Source organism: Rhizobium sp. 3T7, from assembly GCF_020166565.1.
GTDB lineage: Bacteria > Pseudomonadota > Alphaproteobacteria > Rhizobiales > Rhizobiaceae > Rhizobium.
The window spans coordinates 1-22,557 of record NZ_JAIQXS010000031.1; the positions used below are offsets into that span (position 1 = coordinate 1).

The window sequence follows — 22,557 nt, forward strand, 5'->3', positions numbered from 1 at the left end:
GCGGTTTTCAAAAAAAACGAGATTTCTTGCATCGTATTGAATTTTAACGCGGATTTCCAGAGACCAGCTTCTTAGCCCTGCGATTGCGCGGACAGCGGGATCATTTCTAGGAAAATAGGGTCCCAAAACGCAATCGCGAGGTTCTTCGCCCTCACATCTTCACATTCAGATGGTCTCAAGGGCGAATGATTTGGGTGTGCGCACCCGGCCCATTTGACTTCTATTGCCAAACTATGCACTTTTCGGCGCCAGCCAAGGCTGCCCGAAGACGCCCATCGAAAGGACGCGGATCCACCTGCCATGATGACGGAGAAGATGATGATCCGCTCGTTCGGCAACGAGCCGCCGCTTCTCGCCGATGGCAGACGTGCGCCGGACCGCCGCGAGGTTTCACTGCGCTGGCTTTCGGGTACGTTCCTCACCGGCATAACATCGAGCGTGCTGATGGGCGTGGCGCTCTTCGCCGCACTCGACGGTCGCCAGCAGCTGGCGATCCCTGCCGAGGCTTACGCCAATATCAATGCCGAGGCGCATGCCGATACCGACGTGACGCGCGGCAGCCGCCTGATTGCCTCCGCGATTGCCGCCAAGCCGTCGGACCGCAAGATCATGGAGGTCTCGACCGTCGTCCACGAGGGCGACAAAGAGGTTGTCCGCCGCCAGCCCTTTGCACGTGTGAAGATGACGCTTGCCGCCAACCACGTCGCGACCGAGGACTATCCAAGCTTCAACCCGCTGACGATCTTCTCGGCGGACGAGCCCGATGCACAGCCAAACGTTCGCACCGGACAGATCTACGGTTCGGACGTGGAGTCTGAGGTCAGTCTGAAAACGGTAGCCTACCCCACGGCAAAATCCGATCTCCAGGTAGCAGCCGGTATGACCCTCGACGAGATCGAGGAGAACGTGCGCTCCAACGGCTCCGTCCTGACCGACGGTGCGGCCCAGGTCGCAGCACTCTACTATGTGGACCCGCGCCGCTTCTCCAACGATGACAACGACGTTGACCTGACGGCTGGCCTGACGGCCCGTGTCCTCGAGCAGAACATGACGGTCTCCGCACCGGAATCGATCACGCCGCAGACGGAAGAGTTTGCCGACGACATCATCCCGGTACGCCAGGAGACCTCGATCATCAAAGCAATGACGGAGTCGGGCTATCCGGAGCCGCAGGCCAAAGGCCTGTCTGCCTATCTGTCGCCCATGATCGGATCGGACGATCTCTCAAAGGGCGATGTGTTGCGGATCGGCATCCTGCAAAGAGGCGAGCAGGCCAAGATCATCCGCGCCAGCGTCTATCGCGGCACCCGCCATCTTGTCACCGTGGCGCTCGACGACCACGACCGGTTCGTCGCCGGGCACGAGCCTCCGCAAATCGATGCGGTCACGACCGCCTTCGACGACAACTCGACATCAATCCCGTCCAACCAGAACCTGCCGCGCGTTTATGACGGCATCTATCGTGCTGCGCTCTCATACGGCATGACCAAGGACATGACCGCGCTGATCATCAAGCTGCTGGCGAGCAGCGTGGATTTCCAGGCGGAACTGCGCCCGAGCGACACTCTGGAGGCTTTCTTTTCGGTCGCCGATTCCAGCGGACTGGCAACTGCCGATTCCGAGCTTCTCTACGTGAATGCGCGCTTCGGCGACACGCAGACCCGCTTCTACCGCTTCCAGGATCCGGAAGACGGTTCGATCGACTACTTCGATCAGGACGGTAAGAGCATTCGGCAATTCCTGCTGCGCAATCCCGTGCCGAACGGCATTTTCAAGTCGGGCTTCGGCATGCGCCGGCACCCGATCCTGGGTTTTGCCCGCATGCACACCGGCGTCGATTGGGCCGCTCCGCGCGGCACGGCGATCATCGCCGTCGGCAACGGTACCGTCGAAAAGGCGGGCTGGGATTCTGGCGGCTACGGCAACCAGACCATCGTCCGCCACGCCAATGGCTACGAATCCTCCTACAATCACCAGAGCGCCATCGCCAAGGGCATCATTCCCGGCGCCAAGGTGCGCCAGGGCCAGGTGATCGGCTGGGTCGGTACGACAGGCGAATCCACTGGCCCGCATCTGCACTACGAGATGATCGTCAACGGCACCAAGGTCGATCCCCTGCGCGTGCGCCTTCCGGGTGGCAAGTCGTTGAAGGGTGAAGCGCTGGCAAAGTTCGAAGACGAGCGGCAGCGTATCGACACCCTTCTCGGTAACCAGCCGCCGCCGCAGGTGGCAAGCAAATAGCATCCACAAAAATGGCGGCCGAGGCCGCCATTTTCTTACTGAGATCGAAGGATCTTAGGCCGCTTCGTTGACCGCGGTATTCCGGGTGCGGAACAACAACCGGTCGGTACCGCTGGTGATCTTCACCGTCGATCCATCCGGCACCTGGCCGGAGAGGATCTGTTCGGCCAGCGGATCCTGAACATACTTCTGGATCACCCGCTTCAGCGGCCGCGCGCCATAGACCGGATCGTAGCCCTTGTTGGCGAGCCAGGTCCGGGCATCGTCGTCGAGCTCGAGCGTGATCTTGCGCTCGGCAAGCAGCGCCACCAGACGCTTCAGCTGAATGTCGACGATCGCGCCCATTTCCTCGCGCTTCAGGCGATGGAACAGGATGATCTCGTCGATGCGATTCAGGAACTCCGGCCGGAAGTGACCGCGCACGACCTCCATCACCTGCTCGCGAACCACCTCGCTGTCGTCGCCTTCCTTGAGCTGGGTCAGGTATTCGGCACCGAGGTTCGACGTCATGATGATCATCGTGTTGCGGAAATCGACAGTCCGGCCCTGACCATCCGTCAAGCGGCCATCGTCCAGAACCTGCAGCAGGATGTTGAAGACATCAGGGTGCGCCTTCTCGATCTCGTCGAACAGCACGACCTGATACGGCCGGCGGCGAACGGCTTCCGTCAGCGCACCACCTTCATCATAGCCGACATAGCCGGGAGGGGCGCCGATCAGCCGGGCCACGGAGTGCTTCTCCATGTACTCGGACATATCCATGCGCACCATTGCCGTCTCGTCGTCGAAGAGGAAGCGGGCAAGCGCCTTGGTGAGCTCCGTCTTGCCGACACCGGTCGGGCCGAGGAAGATGAACGAGCCGATCGGCCGGTTCGGATCCTGTAAGCCAGCACGCGCACGGCGCACCGCACGCGACACGGCCTGAACCGCGTCACCCTGACCGATCACCGATTTCGCCAGTTCGTCTTCCATCCGAAGCAGCTTGTCGCGCTCGCCTTCCAGCATCTTATCAACCGGGATGCCGGTCCAGCGAGAGACGACATGCGCAATGTTGTCGGGGGTCACAACCTCCTGCACCATGGCGCTGCGATCGCTATCCTGCTGTTCGGCCTCATCAAGCTTCTTTTCCAGTTCCGGAATGACGCCATACGTCAGCTCGCCGGCACGCTGGAACTCGCCCTTGCGCTGTGCGATCGCGAGTTCGTTGCGTGCTTCGTCCAGCTGCTTCTTCAGGTCCGCGGCAAGGCCAAGCTTCTGCTTTTCCGCCTGCCAGCGGGCCGTGAGGGCATCGGCCTCTTCCTCAAGACCCGTCAACTCGGTTTCAAGCCGCACCAGCCGGTCGGCGGATGCCGTGTCGGTTTCCTTCTTCAGCGCCTCGCGCTCGATCTTCAGCTGCATGATGCGCCGATCGAGTTCGTCCAGCTCCTCAGGCTTGGAATCCACCTGCATGCGCAGCCGCGCAGCAGCTTCGTCCATCAGGTCGATTGCCTTGTCGGGCAGGAAGCGGTCGGTGATGTAGCGATTGGAAAGGGTCGCAGCCGCAACCAGGGCCGAATCCGAGATGCGGACCTTGTGGTGTTGCTCGTATTTTTCCTTGAGGCCGCGTAGGATCGAGATCGTGTCCTCGACCGTCGGCTCCTCGACCATGACTGGCTGGAAGCGGCGGGCAAGGGCCGGATCCTTCTCGACATGTTTGCGGTATTCGTCGAGTGTGGTCGCACCGACGCAGTGCAGCTCGCCGCGGGCAAGCGCAGGCTTCAGCAGGTTGGAGGCGTCCATCGCCCCATCCGCCTTGCCGGCACCGACCAGCGTGTGCATTTCGTCAATGAACAGGATGATCTCGCCGTTCTCGGCCTGCACCTCGTTGAGTACGGCCTTCAGCCGCTCTTCGAACTCGCCGCGATACTTTGCGCCGGCAATCAGCGCGCCCATGTCGAGCGCCATCAGCTTCTTGTCCTTGAGCGATTCCGGCACGTCGCCGTTGACGATGCGCAGCGCAAGACCTTCGACGATGGCGGTCTTGCCGACGCCGGGCTCGCCGATCAGCACCGGGTTGTTCTTGGTGCGGCGCGAGAGAACCTGGATCGTGCGGCGGATTTCGTCGTCACGGCCGATAACGGGATCGAGCTTGCCCTCGCGAGCCTCGCCAGTCAGATCGCGTGCGTACTTCTTCAAGGAATCGAAGCCCTGTTCGGCATTCGAGCTGTCGGCCGTGCGGCCCTTGCGGATCTCGTTGATCACCTGATTGAGCGCAAGCGCGGTCACGCCAGCGTTCTTCAGCGTGGCAGACGTCGACGCCGAAGACTCGATCGCCAATGCCTGCAGCAGACGCTCGACGGTGACGAAGCTGTCGCCAGCCTTTTTCGCTGCCTCTTCAGCAGTCGAAAGAACCTTGGCAAGCGGCTGAGCCAGATAGATCTGCCCGTTGCCGCCGGAAACCTTCGGCAGCTTAGCAAGGGCGGCATCGTTGGCAAGACGCGCAGCCTTCGGGTCACCGCCTGCGCGCTCGATCAGCGAAGCGGCCATGCCCTGATCGTCGTCAAGCAGCACCTTCAAAACATGTTCGGGGGTGAACTGCTGGTGCCCCTGCGCAAGCGCATAGGTCTGGGCGGATTGAATGAACCCGCGCACCCGCTCGGAGTATTTTTCAATATTCATACTGTACCTCCATGAATCGCCCTGCCCTCATAAGGCACAGGCCGATGACTGAGATTGAGCTCCCTTAAATGGCAAGCCCATTGTTCCGCCGCGGTTGGGATTTGCGGCCGACGAACTTTGGCTGGATATGGTGGAGGATTTTAACAGTTTAAAGAGGCTACCAGGCGAAAAACCACGACATCAAACGCCAGGGCCTGATGGAAGCGGTCGCCGCGCTTCTCGGCCGACAGAATATTAGCTATCACTTGTGAAAGGCGGACTCGGAGCGCAAGATGCCGCGGCGGAAACGCGCTATCTCGCCTTGGGGAGAAAATCATGGACGACCTGAACCTCACGACCCTCAAAAAGGGCCAAGCGTTAGTGAAAGACGTGGTCATCGAAGGCCTTGCGGCAGGGTTGCGCGGCAAGTTGCTGAGTGGAAAGGATGCAGATTACGACGCGGCGCGGGCAATATGGAATGCCATGGTCGACCGGCGCCCCGGCCTTATCGCGCGCTGCGCTGGCGCAGCCGATGTCATGCGAGCAGTTCAGTTTGCGCGCGACAATGGACTCCTACTGGCTGTTCGCGGCGGCGGGCATAACATCGCCGGCAATGCCGTCTGCGAAGGCGGCGTCGTTATAGACCTGTCGCCGATGAAATCGGTAAGGGTTGATCCAGGCACGAGACGCCTGCGCGTTGAGCCGGGCGCGACACTCGCCGACGTGGACGGAGAGACGCAGGCTTTCGGGCTTGCCCTGCCCACCGGCATCAACTCCACGACCGGCATCGCGGGATTGACACTCGGTGGCGGCTTTGGATGGCTAACCCGCAAATTTGGACTGACGATCGACAACCTCATTTCGATGGACGTCGTGACAGCGCAAGGGAAGTTCATGCGCGCCAGTGAACGCGAGGAGCCGGACCTTTTCTGGGCCTTACGCGGCGGTGGCGGCAACTTCGGTGTGGTGACCTCCTTCGAATTCCGACTTCACGACCTGCCTGGTGATGTCCTTGCGGGTCTGGTCGTTCATCCCTTCGCCGATGCAGAGACCGTGCTCAAGCAATATCGCCAGGCACTCGAAACCGCCCCTGACGAACTGACGTGCTGGGTCGTCATGCGCAGGGCACCACCGCTTCCCTTCCTGCCAGCAGAATGGCATGGCAAGGAAATCGTGGTGCTTGCCATGTGCTATTGCGGCGACGTCGAAAAGGGAAAGGCAGCGACCGCCGAGCTTCGCGCCATCGGTCGTCCGATCGCCGACGTCGTCGCTCCGATGCCCTTCGCCGCCTGGCAGCAGGCCTTCGATCCGCTGCTAACACCGGGTGCGCGCAACTACTGGAAGAGCCAGGACTTCGCCGAGCTTTCGGACGCGACGATCGCGATACTTCTCGACGCCGTACATAAGCTTCCCGGTCCGGAGTGCGAAATCTTCATTGGCCATGTAGGCGGGGCGGCAGGCCGCATCCCTGTGGAGGCCACAGCCTTCCCGCAGCGAAACTCGCATTTCGTCATGAACGTTCATGCACGCTGGCGTGAGAAGTCGATGGATGACACTTGTATCAGTTGGGCGCGCGCGCTCTTTGAGGCGACAAAGAAGAATGCCATCGGCACTGCCTACATCAACTTCATGCCGGAGGATGAAGCCGATCGTGTTGAAGCGGCCTATGGTGCCAATTACAGACGCCTAGCGGCGATCAAGCAGCACTACGATCCGCAGAACCTTTTTAGGATGAACCAGAATGTAAAGCCGGAGACGGAAATGCGGGCTGCCAGCTGACCGGCAAGCAAAGCGGCGGCGGCCAGGATCCGGCGACAATGCCAGACAAGACGCCAAGACCGTAAAGGCCATTAGACATCAAAAAAGAGGCCGTCCCAGGACGACCTCTCATTCATTCCCCACTTCTCCCTAGGGCCCCACTTCTCCCTAAGGGCAAGTGCAATCCATTAATCCGAGGTCACGTCTACCAGGACGGGCGGTTCGCCGGAAGCGGCTTCTCCCTCGTCCTGAGCCTCGCCTTCCGCAGCGCGACGCGAACGACGCGGGCGGCTGCCGGCAGCGCGGCGACGTGGCTGACGTTCGCGCGGCTGGCCTGCGGCGCTTTCCTCGTCCATCGAAACCTCCACCGGGATACCTTCGATCTCCGGCTGCGGACCGCTGCCATCGATGGCTTCGGGTTGCGGCGCTACAGCAACGGCTTCAACCGGAGCTGGCTGCTGTTCCTGACGTCGCGGCTGGCGAGGTTGCTCGTCGTTGCGACGCGGCTGCTCATCTCGGCGACGCTGCGACTGCTCGTCCGAACGGCGCTGCTGATGCTCGTGCTGCTGACGCGGCGGCTGGACGATGACGACATCGTCGTTGTCGATGCCCTCGACATCGTCTCCCTCACGCTCGGCGCCTTCACTGAATTCATTGCGGTCGTCGCGCTGGAAGCGCTCCTGCATCTGCGCCTGTGCGGCGGCAATGATCCGATTGTAGTGTTCGGCGTGCTGCAGGTAGTTTTCGGCGATAACACGGTCACCCGAGCTCTGCGCGTCGCGAGCGAGCTGCGCATACTTTTCAGCGATATGCTGCGCGGTACCACGGATCTTAACGTCTGGGCCGGAGCTGTCATAGGTCCGCGTCAGCGGATTGCCGCCCTTGCGGTTGAAGTTGTTGTTATTGTTATTTCCACCGCCACCGCCGCCGTTGTTGCCACGCCCGCGACCGCGCTTGTTCTGCTGTCCTGGCCTCATAGATCGTTCACCTGAATTCTCTGTTTGTTGTGGAGTTAAGGCACCGACCGCCGTGGCCGGTTCACCGGCTCAGGGCCTTCGTGCCGCAAGCATACTGCGCCTTCGCGCCAACCTGCCGCTTGTTCTCAAGTCAGTTTGACTGATTCACGCATTGGGTCGTGTTCAACCTTTGAAGCTCTCGTTTAAAAGAGCGGACCCCTAGGCCGAGCTAGTATCGAACGACTCACCGTTCTGTCCTATCTCTCCAACGCGTGGGGTCAACCTATATTGCTTCCCGTGGAAATCCAAGCCTTTTCTTCGCAATGACACTGATGTCCTGTTCAATGCTTTAAGTTGCCGCGCATCACTTGAGCGCGAACACAAGCGCCCGGTCATTCTGGCCGTAATCCTTTACGGATTCCAGAAGCTTGAAGCCTTCGGCCTCGAAAACGTCTGTCACGTCGCTTCGCTGGTCGTAGCCGATCTCAAGTCCCACAACGCCATTCGGCTGCATGAACCTTGCCGCATCCTTGGCGATGGTTCTGTAGGCGTCAAGCCCATCCGCGCCGCCATCCAGTGCGGCAGGTGGATCAAATTTCGTCACTTCGGGAGCGAGAGTGTGAACAACCTTAGAAGCGATATAGGGCGGATTTGAGACAATCGCATGAAACGCGCCGTGGATATTTTCAAACCAGCTGGACCGAATGGCTTCGAAGCGATCCTGCAATCCGTTTCTTTCCGCGTTTGATTTCGCCGTCCTCAACGCATCGGTCGATATATCGCTGCCGACGCCTGACGCTTCCGGACATTGGCTCAATAGCGCCAGGCATATCGCCCCGGTTCCGGTTCCTAGATCAAGGATATGGATACGGCCCTCGGTATTTGCAAGATCGCGCAGATAAGGAAGCATCGTATCGACGAGAATTTCCGTATCAGGCCTGGGCTCAAGGGTTTGTGCGGACAACGATAGCGGCAAGCCATAGAACTCACGTTCGCCTAGAATGCGATGAACCGGCTCATGCGCCAGCCGGCGTTCGATCGCTTGTTCGATCAAGGCCGCCTGCTCCGTGGCGACGGTCTCGCCACCGCGCGTCACGATAGCAGTCGTCGAGAGTCCAAGCAGCCCAGCGATCAGCACGCGGGCATCTGCGGCAGCGTTCTCGATTCCGGCTTCGGTGAAGCGACGGCGAGCCTCAACCAGCATTCGGGAAACCGTAGCCTCGGCCTGTTTCCCGCTCTTGCTCATTGCTGCTCGCCAAGTTGCGCCAATTGGCTCGCCTGATAATCGGCCATCAGCGCGTCGACCACCTCGTCGATCTCGCCGACCATCATCCGGTCGAGCTTGTAGAGCGTCAGGTTGATGCGGTGGTCCGTCACCCGCCCCTGCGGGAAGTTGTAGGTGCGGATGCGCTCGGAACGGTCGCCGGAGCCGACCTGGCTCTTGCGGTCGGCAGAACGCTCGCTGTCGGCGCGTTGACGCTCGGCGTCATAGAGCCGCGAGCGCAGAACCTGCATCGCCTTGGCGCGGTTCTGGTGCTGCGACTTCTCGGAGCTGGTGACGACGATGCCGGTCGGCAGGTGGGTGATGCGCACGGCGGAGTCGGTGGTGTTGACGTGCTGACCGCCAGCACCGGAGGAGCGCATCGTATCGATGCGGATGTCTTCTGGCCGGATCTCGATGTCGATCTCCTCCGCCTCCGGCAAAACCGCGACCGTCGCGGCCGAGGTATGGATGCGGCCGCCCGCTTCCGTTTCCGGCACGCGCTGGACGCGATGGACACCGGATTCGAACTTCAGTTTGGCAAACACGCCCTTGCCGGTGATCGTCGCGATGATTTCCTTGAAACCGCCAGCTTCGCCTTCGCTCGACGACAGCACTTCCACCTTCCAGCCGTGAGCGGCGGCATAGCGCTCATACATCCGGAACAGGTCGCCGGCAAAGAGTGCGGCTTCCGAACCACCGGTTCCGGCGCGGATTTCCAAAATCGCGCTCTTTTCGTCGGCGGCGTCCTTCGGCAGCAACAGGATCTGGATTTCCTGCTCCAGCGCTTCTAGCCGCTCCTTCACCTCAGGCAGCTCCAGCTCGGCCAGATCGCGCATCTCGCGGTCGACCGATTTGTCATTTAGCAGGGTTTCGAGGTCCGCAAGCTCCGCAATTGCCTTCTCGTAGGCGCGGATCTTCGTGACGACGGGCTGCAGCTCTGAATATTCGGAGGCGAGCTTGACGTAGACATCGGCCGAGGGGCCAGCCGACATGCGCGCTTCGATCTCGCCAAAGCGGCGTTCCAGCTCGCGCATCTTTTCAACGGGAAGCTTCGCCACCCTTCACTCCGATTCTGCTTGTCTTAAACTAAAGAGGAATATTGTGAGCATCGGCGAAGTGGGCAAGCACGTCGCGTATCGGGGTCGCTGACTTGGTATCGTCAAGCGCCTCGTTCATCACCTTGGCCAGCGCCTCGGCGTCGAGACCGAGCAACATCGCCTTCACCGGACCGATTGACGCCGGCGACATCGATACCGAACGGAAGCCGATGCCGAGCAGTGCCATTGCCGAGATCGGCTTGCCGGCAAGCTCGCCGCACAGCGTCACCGGCGTGTTGTTGCGCTCGCCCGCCCGCACGATGTCGCGCAGGATCCTGAGGAACGGCTTGCCAAGCGGATCGAAGCGGTCGGAAACGCGCGCATTGCCGCGATCGACCGCCATCGAAAACTGGAACAGGTCGTTCGAGCCGACCGAGACGAAATCGACCGCCGACATCAGCTCGTCGAGCTGCCAGAGCAGCGCCGGCACCTCCAGCATCGCGCCGAATTGCAGCTTGCGCGGCAGGCCATGGCCAAAGCGGGAGAGATGCTGCACTTCCTTCTGCAGGAGCTCACGCACCGCAGCGATCTCGGAAACCTCGGTCACCATCGGCACCATCAGCTTCAGCTCGATGCCCGCCGCCGCCTTCAGCATGGCGCGCAGCTGCGTGCGCAACAGACCCGGACGATCGAGCGACAGGCGGATCGCCCGCCAGCCGAGAGCCGGATTTTCTTCTTCATGGCCGCGGAAATAGGGAACGACCTTGTCGCCGCCGATATCAAGCGTGCGGAACGTCACGACCCGTCCGGCCGCCTGCTTCAGCACGTTGCGATAGAACAGCTCCTGCTCCTCCGCCTTCGGCATCGTGGAAGCGATCATGAACTGCAGCTCGGTGCGGAACAGCCCGATGCCTTCGGCGCCCGAGTCCGAAAGCTGCGGCAAATCGACCAGCAGCCCGGCATTCATCATCAATGACACGCGCTGCCCGTCCTTGGTGCGCGGCTCGACGGAGCGCAGCGCCCGGAACTGCTCCTGCCGACGGGCGCGGAACCGTACTTTTTCCTCGTAGGAACGCTGATGCTCCGGCATGGGGCGAAGATGCACATGCCCGCCATCGCCATCGATGATGACGGCGTCGCCGTTTTCGGCAAGCGCAACCACGCCGGCGGCCTGGCCGATCACGGGAATGCCCATGGCACGCGCGACGATCACCACATGGCTCGTCACCGCGCCTTCTTCCAGCACCAGGCCGCGCACATTGGCGCGTGGATAGTCCAGTAGCTCGGCCGCGCCCATCGCACGGGCCAGGATAATGGCGTCGCTCGGGAAACCATCCCCCGCGGTGCGGCCCGTATAGCCGGTCAACTGCCGCAGCAGCCGGTTGGCAAGATCTTCGAAGTCGTGCATCCGCTCCCGCAAATAGGGATCGGTCATGCGGATCATGCGTGCCTTGGTGTCGCTCTGCACCTTCTCGACCGCAGCTTCCGCCGTCAGGCCGTTGCGGATCGCTTCCTCGAGCTTGCGCACCCAGCCCTGGTCATAGGCGAACATGCGGTAGGTTTCGAGGACCTCGCGGTGCTCGCCCTCCATCGAAACGTCGCGCTGCGACAAAAGGTCATCGATCGAGATGCGCAGCGATCCGAGCGCCTCGCTGAGACGGCGGATTTCCTTCTCGGAATCCTCGTTCAGCAGGTTGGTGACGACGATACGCGGCTCGTGCAGCACGACGTAACCCAGGCCGATACCTTCGTTATAGGTGTCGCCGTCGATGGTCACCGAACGTGTCAGGTCGAGTTCGAGCCCGGGCTTGGTGATCTTTTTGAGCTCGCCGGTGGCGATCATCTCGGCAAGCACCATCGCGGTCGTCTCGAGCGCTTCGAGCTCTTCTTCGCGATAGGTGCGGCTTGCCTTGTTCTGCACGACCAAAACGCCGAGCGAACGGCCGGTGCGCAGGATCGGCACGCCGAGGAAGGAATGATAAATCTCTTCGCCGGTTTCCGGCAGGTAGCGGAAGGCCGGATGCGATTGCGCGTCAGAGAGATTGAGCGGCTGCGCCGAAGCGGCGATCGTACCGACTAGGCCCTGCCCCATCTTGAGCTGGGACAGGTGGACCGCTTCCTTCTTCAGACCTTCGGTTGCATAGAGTTCGAGGACGCCGTCGGCGCGCAACACGTAGACGGAGCAGACCTCCGCCACCATGTTGCCCGCGATCTGGCGAACGATCCGGTCGAGACGCTCCTGCGGCTCCAACGGCTCCGCCATCAACTCGCGTAGCCGCTTGAGCAGCACGCGCGGACCGCCCGAAAGGTCTCTCATTGCGTCTCAAGCTCCAAAACAAACATCAAAGTCTCACAGCCAACAGCCGCGTGACTTCTCAACTTGAACGCGCGGCAAGCCTGTTCAGAATCAGTTCTTATCCAGACCGTAGCAGGAATGCAAAGTCCTGACAGCGAGTTCCGCATAAGGACCGTCGATCAGGATCGAAATTTTGATCTCCGACGTCGTGATCGCCTTGATATTGATGCCCTTATCGGCCAGCGCCTTGAACGCTGTGGCGGCAACGCCCGCGTGGCTGCGCATGCCGATGCCGATGACGGAGACTTTCACCAGGCCCGATTCGTTCTGAACGACGTCGTAGCCGATCTTTTCCTTGTTCTCGCCGAGAACCTTGATCGCCTTTTCGACATCGCCGGAAGGAACCGTGAAGGTCATGTCGGTCTTCGAGCCGTCTTCGGAGATGTTCTGGACGATCATGTCGACGTTGATGTGGCTTTCGGCCAGCGGTCCGAAGATCGCTGCGGAAACGCCAGGCCGGTCGGCAAGACGGCGAAGCGAGATCTGAGCCTCATCCTTGGCATAGGCGATGCCGGTGACTACTTCCTGTTCCACGATTTCATCCTCGTCACAAATCAGCGTTCCGGGCGGATTCAAGAAATCACCCATGCCCGGAGCATCGGGATCTTCGAAAGAGGAGCGCACGAAGGTACGAACTTTGTGCACCATAGCGAGTTCCACGGAACGCACCTGCAGAACCTTAGCGCCAAGCGAGGCCATTTCGAGCATTTCCTCGAAGGCGATCTTCTTCAGGCGGCGTGCCTGCGGCACGATGCGCGGGTCCGTCGTATAGACGCCGTCGACGTCGGTATAGATATCGCAGCGATCGGCCTTGACCGCAGCGGCGATAGCCACCGCTGACGTATCGGAGCCACCGCGGCCAAGCGTCGCGATGCGGTTGTCGGGGCCGAGACCCTGGAAGCCGGCGATGACGGCCACCTGCCCCTCGCCCATGCGCTTGATGATGTCGGAGCCATCGATATCGAGAATGCGCGCGGCGCCGTGGGCATTGTCAGTGCGGATCGGGATCTGCCAGCCCTGCCAGGAGCGGGCGTTGATATCCATCGCCTGCAGCGCGATCGCGAGCAATCCGCAGGTCACCTGCTCGCCCGACGCGACGACCGCATCATATTCGCGCGCATCGTAGAACGGCGAATTGGCGCCAACGACCTTCGGCGTTCCCTGCACCCAGCCGACCAGCTCGTTGGTCTTGCCGGACATGGCGGATACGACGACCGCCACTTCATGGCCAGCATCGACTTCACGTTTCACATGGCGGGCAACGTTCTTGATGCGGTCCAGGTCAGCGACGGAGGTTCCGCCGAATTTCATTACGATGCGTGCCATATGCCTCTACCACGACCTAGTGCCGAGAGAGACCAAAGCCAGACCCGGCATCACGAGCCCCACACGGAACCGCACGGCCGAAGAGCCAGGAATTGGGAGTTTCTGGAACCCTTCTAAAGCCTTGCGCCCCAAGGGCCCAAGTTGCCGCGTCTCTTAGCGAGTTTGTGGGGGGGTGGCAAGGTGTGGAAAGGAGAATGGCGGCGTACTGGCGCCGAAGGCGGATGGCTATCCTTGAAGTGGGTGGGCGCGGCGCTAATTCCCCCATCGGCCTCCACCTTTGACGCAGACAGGACAGCATAGGGAGCGATTTGTTGTGCGCGAAATGAACCACGCTGAGCGCCGGCGGAGCTTGGTGCACCTAGAAGGACTGATGGCAATCCTGAAACCTCTTGCCAATGCGAACGAGAACACGAAGCTCTGCGTGGCGATGACGCGGGTGCAGGCACTTTTGCGAGACAGTCTTGACGACGTGGCCGAAGCAGCCAATCCGGTCGCCGATGAAATTGTCGAGGAAGCCGTTCAAATCGTCGCAGAGATTGAATTCAGGCTGACGATGGGCCTCCGTTCCGGCACCGTTCATTAGCATATCAGGACGACAGAAGAACCGGCGCCCGTCCCGCCTAGCGTCCGTATTTAGAGGGGATCACGCTTGTCACAGCCCGTTCTGTTCACCCCGTTTCGCGTCCGCAATGTTGAGCTTGCAAATCGGATCGTGATTGCGCCGATGTGCCAGTACTCTGCCGAAAATGGCTGCATGACCGATTGGCATATGATCCATCTCGGCCAACTGGCTTTGTCGGGCGCGGCGTTGCTGACCATTGAGGCGACGGCTGTCGTTCCCGAAGGGCGGATCACGTTTGCGGATGTCGGGCTCTACGACGATGCCACCGAAGCGGCGATGGCCCGCACTCTCGAAGCCATCCGCCGCTGGTCCGATATACCAATTGCCGTGCAGCTTGCCCATGCAGGCCGCAAGGCATCCACGGAGGTTCCGTGGCGCGGTGGCGCGCAGTTCCCACCCGATCATTCGCATGGCTGGCAGACCCAGGCACCATCAGCGATCGCTTTCAATCCCAGCTATGTGCCGCCGACGGCGCTGAACCAGGAAGGCCTGAAGCGCGTGCGGGACGCCTTCGCCGCCGCGGCCGTACGCGCAGCAAGGATCGGCATCGATGCCGTTCAAATTCATGGCGCGCACGGCTATTTGCTGCATCAGTTCCTATCGCCGCTATCCAATCGCCGTTCCGACGAGTATGGCGGCTCGCTCGAAAACCGCATGCGGTTTCCGCTTGAAGTCTTCGATGCCGTCAGAGCGGCCCTGCCGTCCGACAGAACTGTCACGATGCGGGTCTCAGCGACAGACTGGGTAGAGGGCGGCCTGGACATCGACCAAGTCATAACCTTTGCCGAGAATCTCAAATCAAGGGGGTGCGATGCAATCCACGTATCGAGTGGAGGGTTGCATTCGGCCCAACAGATTCCTGTCGCACCCAACTACCAAGTGCCGCTCGCACGTGCGATCAAATCTGCCGTCGATATACCTATTGTCGCAGTTGGCCTGATCACCGAGCCTATACAGGCCGAGGCTATTGTCGCTACCGGCGATGCCGATCTCATCGCTCTCGCCCGCGCGGTGCTCTACGATCCTCGTTGGCCCTGGCACGCTGCAGCAAAACTCGGCGGCAAGGTGAAGGCCGCCAATCAATATCTTCGCTGCCAGCCGCCGCAGTTCAAATCGCTGTTCATGACCTGACGGCGCGCGCACCGGCCCCGTAAGCATTCAGCCGGGACCATATGTCGGAGCTCCAACCGCCCAAAAGGCGCAGTTGCATCGCGCCACGGAAACAGGCAGCCTGACTGCGCCGAGAAGACGCCGGCCGTCCACCTGCGTCCATCGGCTCCGACGCAAGGGCTTCGATCGCATATGACGCGTGCGCAGCAGATCGGCGTAATCATTGGCCTCGCCATTGTCGCGGCCTTCACGGTGCTGCGGGCAAGCGATCCGCCACTCCTGCGGCAGATCCGCGACATCACCTTCGACGAATATCAGCGCATTTCACCACGCGCTTTCGAGCCAACGCCGGTCCGCATTATCGACATCGACGAGGCATCGCTCAAGGAGTTCGGCCAGTGGCCCTGGCCGCGCGACCGGCTGGCCTTTCTCGTAGAACGGCTATCGGATCTAGGTGCTGCTGCGATCGCCTTCGACGTCCTGTTCGCCGAGCCTGACCGCCTATCGCCGCGCACTGTCATGCGCGATGTTGCCGGCGTTGACCCGACGTTGCTAAGCCGGCTGCCTGACAATGACGAGCTTTTCGCCGAGGCGATCGCCGGACGCCCCGTCGTGCTCGGCTTCGGCCTGACGACCGAGGGTAGCTACCGACCACCGGTCAAGGCGGGCTTTGCCTTTACCGGCGAAAGCCCGGTTAACGCTCCTCCCCGCCTCGATGCGGCGACACCGGTACGCCCACAATTGCAGATCAATGCCACGGGTCTCGGCCATATCAGCCTCAATCCCGGCAATCCCTCCGCTGTCGTACGCAAGGTGCCGCTCTTTTTGACGGACGGCGAGCAGCTCTATCCGAATCTGGCGATCGAGGCTCTGCGCGTTGCCCAAGGCGCTTCAACCTATGTGCTGGCGGCCGCGCCCGAAGCTCCCGACACACTGACATCGGCCAAGATCGGCGAGTTCATCGTGCCGGTGACGGCCAGCGGCGAACTGTGGCTGTATACCAGTCCCGATGTTGCAGAGCGCTATATCTCCGCCGGCAAGATTCTGGCCCCGCAGGGCGTGGATCCGCAAATCGCTGCCGCCATCGCAGGAAGCATCGTCTTTGTCGGGACGTCCTCGGCCGGTCTGCAGGATATCCGGACGACGGCTCTCGGCCAGAACGTCCCTGGTGTTTCCATGCATGCCCAGACCGTCGAGCAGATCCTGACCGGTCATTTTCTCTCCCGGCCCGACTGGGCGGATGGAATGGAAATCCTTGCGATTGCCGTGCTGGGCACGATCCTGGTTGTGCTGACCACCTTCGTCAGCCCGGCCGTGGCGCTCGCCTGTGGCCTCTGCATTACGGCGCTGGCGCTTGCAGCCTCATGGTTTGCCTTTTCCGCCTGGGGCCTGCTTTTGGATCCGCTCGCACCAATCATCGCCGGCTCGATCATCCATTTCGCCGCGACCTCCTTTCGCATTCTCGTCATCGACCGCGAACGGCGCGAAGTCCGCCGCGCCTTCGGGCAATATCTTTCGCCCTCACTGCTTTATCGGATCGAGCACACCCGCGATGCGATGCGCCTCGGAGGCGACGACCGCGAACTGACCGTGATGTTCGTCGACGTTCGCGGTTTCACCGAACTCAGCGAGCGGCTGCAGCCGGCCGAAGTCGTGCGCTTCTTGAACACGTTGCTCGATGCGCTGAGTCGCCACGTGACCGCCAATGAAGGCACGCTCGACAAGTTTATCGGCGACTCGATCATGGCCTTCTGGAACGCCCCGGTGGATGTCCTGAACCATCCTGCCAAGGCGGTCCGAGCAGCCCTTGCGATGCGTGAGACGCTCGCCTCACTTAACGCATCGGATGCCTTCGGCTTCGGCAAGGAGTACCAAGTTGGCATCGGTATCGGCATTCATACAGGCCTTGCCTGCGTAGGCAACATGGGGGCCGAGACGCGCTTCAACTATTCCGCTGTCGGCGATGCCGTCAACGTCGCGGCACGCATCGAGTCCGCCTGCAAGGAGGTTGGTTTCGACATTCTCGTCTCCGAGAACACGGCTGGCGAGTTGTTGCATTTTGCGCTCCTCGACGCCGGCTTACTTGGACTGAAGGGCAAGAGCAGCAGGGCGCACCTTTATGCAGTTGTCGGCGGCGAACAGGTTCGAAGCTCCGGCGCCTTTGCTGACATGCAGCGCATTCACACCGAGCTTGTCACGGCACTCCGCGCCCATTCGGCGGAGAGCCGGAAAATGCTCAGCATCGCCAAACTCAAGGCGGCGGAACTAACGGCAACTCTACCTCAGTTTTACAGCCGCCTCGGGCGCCGGGCCGAACACTTCCGTGACAGTCCCGGCAACGACGATGACAGCACTCGTGCGGGCTTGCCGCGCGAACCCAAGGTGCATCTTGAGCCTTAATAATTACCGCTTCGGCCTTCGCGACCACGACGACCGTCGCGATCGTGATCGTTGTCGTCCCCGTCATGTCCGCGATGATCGCGATCATGGTGGTCTCGACCGTGGTGATCCCGGTCATGATGATGATCAGGCTTGTCCGGTTTATCCGGTTTATCCGGCGGATCTGGCGTGTCCGGTGCCTGTTGCTGTGCCTGTTGCGGCGTCTGCTGCGGAGCCTGCGGTGCTTGCTGTGGTGCCTGTGGCGCAGGTCGCTCCTGCTGTTGTTGTGGCTGCGGCCGATCCTGGCGGTCCTGGCGCAGCGATGCCAGCCCACAACTGGTGCGGATGCCGCCAAGCGCCCCGGAAAGCTGCTGATCACCCGAAAGGAATGGCAGTGCTCGCGGATTGCTGAGTGTCTGGAGTGTACGGCGGTCGACCTTGCTGGGATCGGTCATCCTGCCGCCACGTGTTGCAATCACGCAATCGCACTGCTGACGCAACTGCCTGCAGCCACCCGGCCCGCAGAAGCTTGCCGCTCCGTTGAGCAATACGATGGCGGTCGTGCCGTTGGGTCCGACGTAGAAATCGAAGGCCGTGCCACGTACCCCGATTGTCCCGGCCGGCGTCACGATCGAATAGGCCGAGGAGGCCGAATTGCCGCTGATCCACCGGAACGTCCCCTTCGCCGCCTTGATCGAAAGGCGCTTCACAGACGCGGAATCGTCATAGACGAACTTGTCGATCACAACCGTCGAGCCAGCGCCGACAGCGAGCTTCGTACCGTCCTTGAATATGAACTGCCCGAGGCCCGATTTAGAGGTTCGAATGCGCTCGTCGCGGTGAACCGGCGATCGAACGACGAGCGGACCGGTTTCACCCGTCACCTCGGTGCGGATCAGTGTCGCCTGCCCCACCGGCTCGGCGCAAAAGGCCTGCATCGGACCAAGCAAAGCAAAAAGGACACCTGCAGCGACAGCACCACAGAAGCGAGACATGGTCGACCCCCAACAAACTATCAGTATATTAGCATATTGTTAACTTTAACGTCTCCTCATCTTCTTGGTGTAGGCAGCGCTGCAGTTCGCCTCATTTGAAAGTTGCTTGCGACACTGCGTCCGCGGTCAGCTCTTGACTTCCTCACAGCTTCGTCCGACTTCACTCGGAACGAAATGCGAGGACGGAAACATGAGCGAAGCGGCAAAAAGCACGATCGATCAGGAAGAGGTGGACCGCTTCTCGGCGATGGCGGCGGAATGGTGGAGCCCTACCGGCAAGTTCAAGCCGCTGCACAAGTTCAATCCCGTACGGCTCGCCTACATCCGCGACAAAGCAGCGGAAAACTTCGGACGCGACATCCGTAGCGCGAAGCCGCTGGACGGCCTTCGCGTCCTCGATATCGGCTGCGGTGGCGGCTTGCTGTCGGAGCCGGTTGCGCGGATGGGCGCCAGCGTCGTCGGTGCGGATCCATCGGAGAAGAACATCGGCATTGCCTCGACGCATGCGAAGGCCTCCGGTGTGCCTGTCGATTATCAGGCGGTGACGGCCGAACAACTTGCGGAGGCCGGCGAAACCTTCGACATCGTCCTCAACATGGAAGTCGTGGAACACGTCGCCGACGTCGATTTTTTCCTAACCACCTGCGCCGGGATGGTTCGCCCGGGTGGCCTGATGTTCGTCGCGACTATCAATCGGACGATGAAGGCAGCCGCACTCGCCATTTTTGCCGCAGAAAATATCCTGCGGTGGCTGCCGCGTGGCACGCATCAGTATGAGAAGCTGGTCCGACCGGAAGAGATCGAAAAGCCCGTGACGGCAAACGGCCTTTCGATCATCGATCGCACGGGCGTCTTCTTCAATCCGCTGTCAAATCAGTGGAATCTGTCGAAGGACATGGACGTAAACTACATGATGCTGGCGAAACGTGCCGTCGTATAGAGTTTGCGGGGGGCAGCTGCCCCTCGGCGTGCCTACCGTGAGCCACAGCATTCCTTGAAGGGTTTGCCGGAGCCGCATGGGCACAGGTCGCGGCTGCGCCGTTGCAGACGACCGATCAAGCGCACCTTCGCCGCCGACGGCAGCGACGATGCCACGAAAGCCGCCAGCTTTGCCGAAAGACCTGGCACCACCAGGCGACGGCCGGATTTGAACCCGCGCCACGCGCGCTCGGCCACATAGTCGGAGCTGAGTTTGGGCAGGATCTTGAACAGTGCAGCCCGGCCCGCGCCTGACCGCTCCAGGAACTCCGTCGCAACAGGTCCGGGCGCGACACAGGTCACCGTCACGCCGGTCGATTTGACCTCCTGATGCAACGCCTCCGAAAAGGAGCGAACGAAGGCCTTGCTGGCGTAGTACAGCGCCATGTTCGGACCCGGGGTGAAGCCGGCAATGGAACCGAGGTTGAGTACGCCGCCGCGCCCACGGGCCACCATTCCCGGCAGGAAATGCAGCGTCATATCGGTCAGGGCGCGAACGTTAACGTCGACCATGCCGAGTTGGTCTGCAATCGGAAGCGCTGTCGCCGGACCGCGCAGACCATAGCCGGCACTGTTCACCAAAACGTCGCAGATCAAGCCGTTGGCCGTGAGGAAGTCCTTCAGTCGCGTCGAGGCGTCGGCCGCGAGGAGGTCGAGCGAGAAGGTGAATGCATCGCCACCGGCCGCTTTCACATCGTCTGCGGCGGCAGCCAGCCCGTCCAACGACCGCGCAACGAGCACGACAGTCGCACCTTCGCATGCGGCGACCTTAGCGATCGCCCGGCCAATGCCGCGGGACGCGCCGACCACAACGACGGCGGGGCGCAAAGTTTCACGTTGTTTGTCTGTCATGATGCCTTTCCCGACGCCGCCTCCCCGGGGATCGCTCCACTTGAAGCCATGTCTCGGACTTCATCTGTGATGGCTCCGTTCAGGATGTTTTCGAAGCGAATCAGGGCGCGGGCTACATTGGCGCCATCCATCACCCGATGGTCATAGTGGATGCGGACGGTGACCGTTCCGTCTTCGGAAATCGAGCCATAATTGAAAATGGTGGTCAGCGGCGTCAGCGGGTTCAGCGATTCTGCGCCCAGGCCCGAATAGACCGACAGCTGGAATGTACCGAAGCGGCGTCCGCGCTGCCGCCCGAGGTTGAGCCCCAGCCACATCAGCAGCCAACGAATCGGACCAGGCGCGCGCGCAAATTTCAGAGCCTTGCGGAACTGCTTGATCTCCTGAACAGGCTTTGACCTGGCGGCCAGAAACAGTTCCTCGATCTCCCCTATTGACCGATGCTCCGGATCTTCGATCGTGCTCAATAGCACGATCCGCTCGCCCTCGTGCTCGCGCTCGTGAGCGACGGAGGCAATACTGACTGGATATTCGTAGAGCTGGGGCCGGGGCAGCTTGACATAAGCGCGCCGCAGTTCCGGCACGTCCTGGCTGAGAAGCGCATAACCCTTCAGGAACAACACGGTCCAGGATGTCTTGCTCTGCTGCACCATCCTTGCTTGCTGTAATGGCCCGAGGTTCATCTGCCGCTGCACCGTGACGCGCGGCACGCCGATCGAGAACCGCATGAGATCTCCGACCAGACGTCGTGATGGCGAAAGCTTGATGGCACGTCCCCGCATCATGCGTCCTCTAGTAGATGTAGGGGATAATTCGCTTTGTCCGGTCCATGTAGGCACGATACTCAGGGCCAAAAATCTCCAGCATCATGCGCTCCTCCTTGTCCACCCGCAAAAAGAAGAGGACTGCGAAGCCGATCACGCCTGCCAGCCCGACCACCCAGTTTGCCAGCAGAAATGCCTGGCCGAGCGCCATCAGCAGAAAGGACGTGTACATGGGATGACGCACAAATGCGTAGGGACCGTGGGAAATCAGCTCGTGCTTCTCGCGAATCTGCAGGGTGATCGACCAATTGCGGCCGAGCGCCTTGTGCGTCCTGCGGAAGACCCACATGGCTGTGCAAAACAATATTGCGCCAAGGATCACCGCCCATGAATGCGCCGTATAGTCGGCAGCCTCCGGCTTCCCCGTCGCGACATAGAAGCCGGGAACAAAGGCAAGCCCCAGGAGCGCGGCCGAAAGACCTACCGCTTCTACTCCCGAGCGACGGTCGCTGACGACCCTCGTTCGCCTCGCGCGACGTTCCGAAGGATAGCGAATTGCGTACCAGGCGATAATGCCAAGTACCCACACAATTTTACCAATGAGAGCAACGCTCAATTCAGATCACCGGAGCCCTTCGTCAATCATGCAGACGCGATGACCCGATGGGCTCGCTCCGCAGTCACGTATTCATCTCTCGAAGCTTTGTAATGAACTCTTGCGGACGAAGCCAGATGCTGGGTGTCTTGTATCCCATGGAACCTGCGATCTCGCCGACGAAATTGTTGCAATTGTCGACCGTGGCCTGCCACAACTTCGATTTTGCCTGCAGTTGGCGAATGAAGGCGACGGTCTTGTTGTACTCGGCTTCCGTCAACAATATGCGCCAACTTGCCGAACGATAGGCTTCTTCAAGGTCTCCATCAGTCGCCCCCGTCGACGCGGGAACGGGAATGAAGTGCCCGAGAACGTAAGGTGCGGCGTCTTCAGAAGCAGGCGCAAGCCCGGCGACCTGCGGATTGATCATCCCGCCGGCCTTGTTCAGGCGCCCGAAGACCGCATAGGTATGGCCATAGGTCAGCGCGTAGCGTGAACGGAATTCGATGAAATACTGGCCCTCCCGCTGGGAGGCTTTGCCGACTTGCGCACCACTTGAGTTCGAGGTGAACCTCGGTTGCGGCGGCTTGTCGTCCGATTGGCAAGAAGTGAGCGCGAGAGCGATGAGAAACAGGAGGGATTGGTGGCCTTTTGCAAGCGTCATAACTACGCTTCATCTCCGAGATC

The 22,557-nt window shown here is 61.0% G+C and carries 17 protein-coding genes; 6 read left to right on the forward strand and 11 right to left on the reverse strand.

What is annotated here, in order from left to right; translation table 11 throughout:
- Positions 1-300 precede the first annotated feature (300 nt).
- Positions 301-2,241, forward strand: coding sequence for a M23 family metallopeptidase (locus K9B32_RS26920; protein ID WP_224568071.1), 1,941 nt, complete (start codon positions 301-303; stop codon positions 2,239-2,241).
- Positions 2,242-2,295: 54 nt separating this feature from the next.
- Here K9B32_RS26920 and clpB read toward each other — a convergent pair whose 3' ends face one another.
- On the reverse strand, positions 2,296-4,899 hold the full coding sequence (clpB, locus tag K9B32_RS26925) for an ATP-dependent chaperone ClpB (RefSeq protein ID WP_224568073.1): 2,604 nt from the start codon (positions 4,897-4,899) through the stop codon (positions 2,296-2,298).
- A 315-nt stretch (positions 4,900-5,214) separates the two neighbouring features.
- Between clpB and K9B32_RS26930 the strand changes: the two genes are divergently transcribed.
- Complete coding sequence (locus K9B32_RS26930) at positions 5,215-6,657, forward strand: FAD-binding oxidoreductase (RefSeq protein WP_224568075.1); 1,443 nt, start codon at positions 5,215-5,217, stop codon at positions 6,655-6,657.
- A 167-nt stretch (positions 6,658-6,824) separates the two neighbouring features.
- Here the strand turns inward: K9B32_RS26930 and K9B32_RS26935 are convergent, their stop codons facing one another.
- The 5 genes from K9B32_RS26935 to K9B32_RS26955 form a co-directional block, all read right to left on the reverse strand.
- Positions 6,825-7,613, reverse strand: a complete 789-nt coding sequence (locus K9B32_RS26935; protein ID WP_224568077.1) for a DUF4167 domain-containing protein — start codon at positions 7,611-7,613, stop codon at positions 6,825-6,827.
- A 343-nt stretch (positions 7,614-7,956) separates the two neighbouring features.
- A complete protein-coding gene (gene prmC, locus K9B32_RS26940) occupies positions 7,957-8,838 on the reverse strand; it encodes a peptide chain release factor N(5)-glutamine methyltransferase (RefSeq protein ID WP_224568079.1) in 882 nt (293 codons plus the stop codon).
- On the reverse strand, positions 8,835-9,914 hold the full coding sequence (prfA, locus tag K9B32_RS26945; protein WP_132594054.1) for a peptide chain release factor 1: 1,080 nt from the start codon (positions 9,912-9,914) through the stop codon (positions 8,835-8,837). Before prfA ends, prmC begins: the two co-directional genes overlap by 4 nt.
- A gap of 28 nt (positions 9,915-9,942) precedes the next feature.
- Complete coding sequence (gene ptsP / locus K9B32_RS26950) at positions 9,943-12,210, reverse strand: phosphoenolpyruvate--protein phosphotransferase (protein ID WP_224568081.1); 2,268 nt, start codon at positions 12,208-12,210, stop codon at positions 9,943-9,945.
- A gap of 90 nt (positions 12,211-12,300) precedes the next feature.
- Entirely contained in the window at positions 12,301-13,575 is a 1,275-nt protein-coding gene (locus K9B32_RS26955; protein ID WP_224568083.1) for an aspartate kinase, read from the reverse strand.
- Between the two features lie 370 nt (positions 13,576-13,945).
- Between K9B32_RS26955 and K9B32_RS26960 the strand changes: the two genes are divergently transcribed.
- The 3 genes from K9B32_RS26960 (at position 13,946) to K9B32_RS26970 (ending at position 17,707) form a co-directional block, all read left to right on the forward strand.
- Positions 13,946-14,158, forward strand: a complete 213-nt coding sequence (locus K9B32_RS26960; RefSeq protein ID WP_037082229.1) for a hypothetical protein — start codon at positions 13,946-13,948, stop codon at positions 14,156-14,158.
- Positions 14,159-14,224: 66 nt separating this feature from the next.
- Positions 14,225-15,328: an NADH:flavin oxidoreductase/NADH oxidase gene (locus tag K9B32_RS26965; protein WP_224568085.1), complete on the forward strand. Its 1,104-nt coding sequence runs from the start codon at positions 14,225-14,227 to the stop codon at positions 15,326-15,328.
- A gap of 171 nt (positions 15,329-15,499) precedes the next feature.
- Positions 15,500-17,707 carry a CHASE2 domain-containing protein gene (locus K9B32_RS26970; RefSeq protein ID WP_224568087.1) on the forward strand — a complete coding sequence of 736 codons (2,208 nt, stop codon included), beginning with the start codon at positions 15,500-15,502 and terminating at the stop codon, positions 17,705-17,707.
- Here K9B32_RS26970 and K9B32_RS26975 read toward each other — a convergent pair.
- The gene (locus tag K9B32_RS26975) at positions 17,704-18,681 is read right to left on the reverse strand and encodes a FecR domain-containing protein (protein ID WP_224568088.1); all 978 of its coding nucleotides are present in this window, start codon (positions 18,679-18,681) and stop codon (positions 17,704-17,706) included. The genes K9B32_RS26970 and K9B32_RS26975 overlap by 4 nt on opposite strands.
- A 190-nt stretch (positions 18,682-18,871) precedes the next feature.
- Here K9B32_RS26975 and ubiG point away from each other — a divergent pair, with 190 nt between their 5' ends.
- On the forward strand, positions 18,872-19,621 hold the full coding sequence (ubiG, locus tag K9B32_RS26980) for a bifunctional 2-polyprenyl-6-hydroxyphenol methylase/3-demethylubiquinol 3-O-methyltransferase UbiG (protein WP_224568090.1): 750 nt from the start codon (positions 18,872-18,874) through the stop codon (positions 19,619-19,621).
- A gap of 32 nt (positions 19,622-19,653) precedes the next feature.
- Here ubiG and K9B32_RS26985 read toward each other — a convergent pair whose 3' ends face one another.
- The 4 genes from K9B32_RS26985 to K9B32_RS27000 all read right to left on the reverse strand — a co-directional run bounded on the left by K9B32_RS26985 (position 19,654) and on the right by K9B32_RS27000 (position 22,534).
- Positions 19,654-20,511: an SDR family NAD(P)-dependent oxidoreductase gene (locus tag K9B32_RS26985; protein WP_224568092.1), complete on the reverse strand. Its 858-nt coding sequence runs from the start codon at positions 20,509-20,511 to the stop codon at positions 19,654-19,656.
- Positions 20,508-21,293: a 2-oxo acid dehydrogenase subunit E2 gene (locus K9B32_RS26990; RefSeq protein ID WP_224568148.1), complete on the reverse strand. Its 786-nt coding sequence runs from the start codon at positions 21,291-21,293 to the stop codon at positions 20,508-20,510. The genes K9B32_RS26985 and K9B32_RS26990 overlap by 4 nt, the downstream gene beginning before the upstream one ends.
- A gap of 10 nt (positions 21,294-21,303) precedes the next feature.
- Complete coding sequence (locus tag K9B32_RS26995; RefSeq protein ID WP_224568094.1) at positions 21,304-21,891, reverse strand: protein-S-isoprenylcysteine O-methyltransferase; 588 nt, start codon at positions 21,889-21,891, stop codon at positions 21,304-21,306.
- Between the two features lie 64 nt (positions 21,892-21,955).
- Positions 21,956-22,534 (reverse strand): hypothetical protein, encoded by a 579-nt coding sequence (locus K9B32_RS27000; protein ID WP_224568096.1) that lies wholly within the window; start codon positions 22,532-22,534, stop codon positions 21,956-21,958.
- Positions 22,535-22,557: the final 23 nt, after the last annotated feature.